The 3,364-nt window shown below is 66.9% G+C and carries 2 protein-coding genes and 1 tRNA gene; all 3 read left to right on the forward strand.

The features are described 5' to 3' along the window. The first annotated feature begins 233 nt into the window (after positions 1-233). Entirely contained in the window at positions 234-1,109 is an 876-nt protein-coding gene (yghU, locus tag NBV68_RS18605; RefSeq protein WP_296312858.1) for a glutathione-dependent disulfide-bond oxidoreductase, read from the forward strand. 79 nt (positions 1,110-1,188) lie between these two features. Continuing rightward, positions 1,189-1,263, forward strand: a tRNA-Gln gene (locus NBV68_RS18610). Positions 1,264-1,389: 126 nt separating this feature from the next. Beyond that, positions 1,390-3,364 (forward strand): tetratricopeptide repeat protein (locus NBV68_RS18615; protein WP_296312860.1); only part of this gene is annotated, 1,975 nt, incomplete at its 3' end.

Genomic DNA, 3,364 nt, shown 5'->3' on the forward strand with positions numbered 1-3,364 from the left:
CGCTCGGCGCGGTCGCGGATCAGCTTGCCCGAGGGATCGTGATAGGCCCAGCCCTTGCCCGCGCGCCGACGCGTGATCCCGGGCAGCGCGTCGTCAACATAGACCAGCTTTTCCATCCCCAAGCGAAATGCGCGTGAGGCTCGCGATGTTCCATCTTGAACCCCGCCCCTGCAGGCGCCAGCTTGAGACACACGACGGCGCGCACCGATGCTGCGCCGAAAGGAGATTTCGCGATGGCAGATAGCCCCTACACCCCGCCCGCCGTCTGGAGTGCCGACACCGTCTCGGGCGGCCGCTTCGCCAGCATCAACCGGCCGACTGCGGGGCCGCGCGAGGACAAGGCCCTGCCCGAGGGCGACAACCCCTTCCAGCTCTATTCGCTCGCCACCCCCAACGGGGTGAAGGCGACCATCATGCTGGAAGAACTGCTCGAGGCCGGGCACACGGGCGCCGAATATGACGCCTGGACGATCAACATCGGCGACGGCGAGCAGTTCACAAGCGGCTTTGTCGGCGTGAACCCCAACTCCAAGATCCCCGCCCTGCTCGACAAGAGCGACGCTCAAGCCCCCTTCCGCATCTTCGAAAGCGGCGCGATCCTCGTGCACCTCGCCGAGAAGTTCGGGATGTTCCTGCCCACCGCTCCTGCCGCGCGCGCGGAAGTGCTGAGCTGGGTGTTCTGGCAGGTCGCCAGCGGGCCCTTCATCGGCGGGGGCTTCGGCCACTTCTACGCCTATGCGCCCGAGAAATACGAATATCCCATCAACCGCTACGCGATGGAAACCAAGCGCATCTTCGACGTCGCCGACAAGCGGCTGGCGCAAAGCCGGTTTCTGGCGGGCGACGAATACACCCTCGCCGACATCGCCAACTACCCCTGGCTCGCGCCCTTCGTGGCCGGGCAGATCTACAACGACGCCAAGACCTTCCTGTCGATCGACGAATACACCAACGTCGCGCGCTGGGTGGCCGAAATCGGCGCGCGTCCGGGCGTCCAGCGCGGACGGATCGTCAACAAGGTGTGGGGCGACGAGGACACCCAGCTGAAAGAGCGCCACTCGGCCGCCGATTTCGAAGGCAAGCGGCTTGTAACCAGCCCCCCGGTCTGAGATCATGGGAAGGGGGCGGATTACGCGCTTTCGCCCCCTTCACATCCTGATTTCAGCCGCTATAGGACGCGCCTCTTGCTGGGGCGTAGCCAAGCGGTAAGGCAGCGGTTTTTGGTACCGCCATGCGAAGGTTCGAATCCTTCCGCCCCAGCCAGTTTCCCATTCGAGCATCGGCCATCTGGATCTCGGCGGACTGCGTGGTCCGGCGATAGCGCCTGCACGCGATCCCTTGCCAACCCGCCACCCTCCCGCCAAGAATCGCTCTCGGGGGGAGTGGCACATGGCCGCATCGAAATCTTACTGCGCGGCTGCCTTGCTGGCGGCTTTTGTGGCTGTGTTGCAGCCGACACCTGCGCTCGCTGCGCCGGACGTTGGTGCGGACAAGGTTGCCAAGAAGAGCCCCTCGCGTGCCGACGACGGGAAACTCGGCAAGGCCGACGCCGCGACGTCCTATCGCCCCCTCGTCGAAAGGCTCGAGGTCGCGATCAGCGCAGGCAACGCCGAAATGGTCGCAAGGCTGCTGCCCATTGTCGAGGCGCTTGTGCTGGGTTCGGACGACGCCGCGCCCGAGGACCAGGACCATGCCCTGCCGGTGCTGCAAAGCGCCTATGCGCTGATCGGCGATTTCCCGGGCGAGCGCACCATCATCGATCGCAGGGTCGCCCTTGCAGCATCGCGTGAGGGGCCCAGGAGCTACGCGGCTGCGATCATCGCGGTCGACATAGCCGATCTTCTGCGCCGGGAGGGCCGCCCGGCCGAAGGAGAAGCGCATCTGCGCCGCGCGGTGGCCGCCAGCGCCGATCCTGTCGTGAGGATCGGTTTGCAGCAGGCACTCGCGCGCTACCTCGACAATGCCCAGCACCTCGGTGATGCGATCGATGCCTATCGGGTGCTGCTCGATCTGCAGGTGAAGCAGGAGGGCCCGGATTCGGGCGACGTGTTCAAGACCGTCGAGGCGCTGAGCTGGGATCTCGGCCAGACAGGCCGCCATGCCGAGGCGCTGGCGCTGCTCGCCACCACGCTCCCGCGCGCCGAGGCCGCGTGGCGCGAGACCGGCGCGGACGAGACGAACAACGGCACGATGGACAGTCTGTTGACCGGGCTGCGCTATGCCAATCTGCTCGAACGGCAAGCCGAACACCTTGGCGCGCAAGGCAAGATCAGCCAGTCCGATTTCCAGTTCGAAGCCGCCAATCGCCTGCGCACGCGCTACTTCACCCGCCCGACCCACGTTGTCGCGCAGACCTACAACAACATGGCCTTCCGCCAGAACTTCCAGGGCCGCTTTGCGCTTGCCGAGAAGAACGCCCGCACCGCGCTCGAGATCTTCGAGGGCTTCTTCAGCCAGACGGACACCTCGGAAAGCCTCACTTATGCCAAGTACAAGTACAATCTGGCCGCCGCACTGCTGGGACAGGGCCGGGCCGAGGAGGCCTTGCCGCTGCTGCGCTTCGGCGTTCCGATCCAGCGCAAGCTCGGCCCCGACCATCCCGATCTCGTGATCCTGCTGACCACGCTCTCGCGCGCGATCGTGGCGGCCGGGGGTGATCAAGGCGAGGCGCTGGCGCTGGCGCGCGAAGCGGCCGCGATTGGCCGCAGGCACCGCGATGCGCGGCTTGCGGGCGGCTATGCAGGCAGCACGCCCGATGCCGCCTCCTCGGCGCTCACCCGCGCGCTTGCGGGGGATGCGACCACGCATGATCCCCTGTCGATGGCCTATGGCGCGCTGATGGAGGCAACCTCGGCCGGACTGGATGCCGGTGGCCCTGCCGCCGATGCCGATGCCGATGCCCTGCGCAGCGAAATGTTTGTCGCAGGCCAGGATCTCGAGCAATCGACAGCAGGGCAAGCCATGGCCGAGGCCGCCGCGCGCGCGATGGCGGGCGATGGTCCGCTGGGCGCGCTCATCACCCGCAAGCAGCAACTTGCCGATCGTGCCCGCGCGCTCAACCTTGCGGTCACAGCCAGCATCCTCGCGAGCGAAACGCCGGGCCTCGACGAAAAGCGCGCGGCGCTGGCGCAAGTGGTCGAGGAGCTGGCCGCCGCTGATGCGGAGCTGAAGCGGGCCTTCCCCGAATTCGACGAACTCGTCTCGCCAGCCGCGCTATCGCTGAGCGACGTCAAGGCGCGGCTTGCCGCCGACGAGGCGTTGGTCCTGATCGTCCCCCACGGGTCTGACACCTACGTCTGTGCGGTTGCGCCCGACCGGGAAGAGGTCCGGGTCCTCGAGAATGCGACGGAGCCCGTCGCCCGGC

It is taken from the genome of Erythrobacter sp. (genome assembly GCF_023653175.1).
GTDB lineage: Bacteria > Pseudomonadota > Alphaproteobacteria > Sphingomonadales > Sphingomonadaceae > Erythrobacter.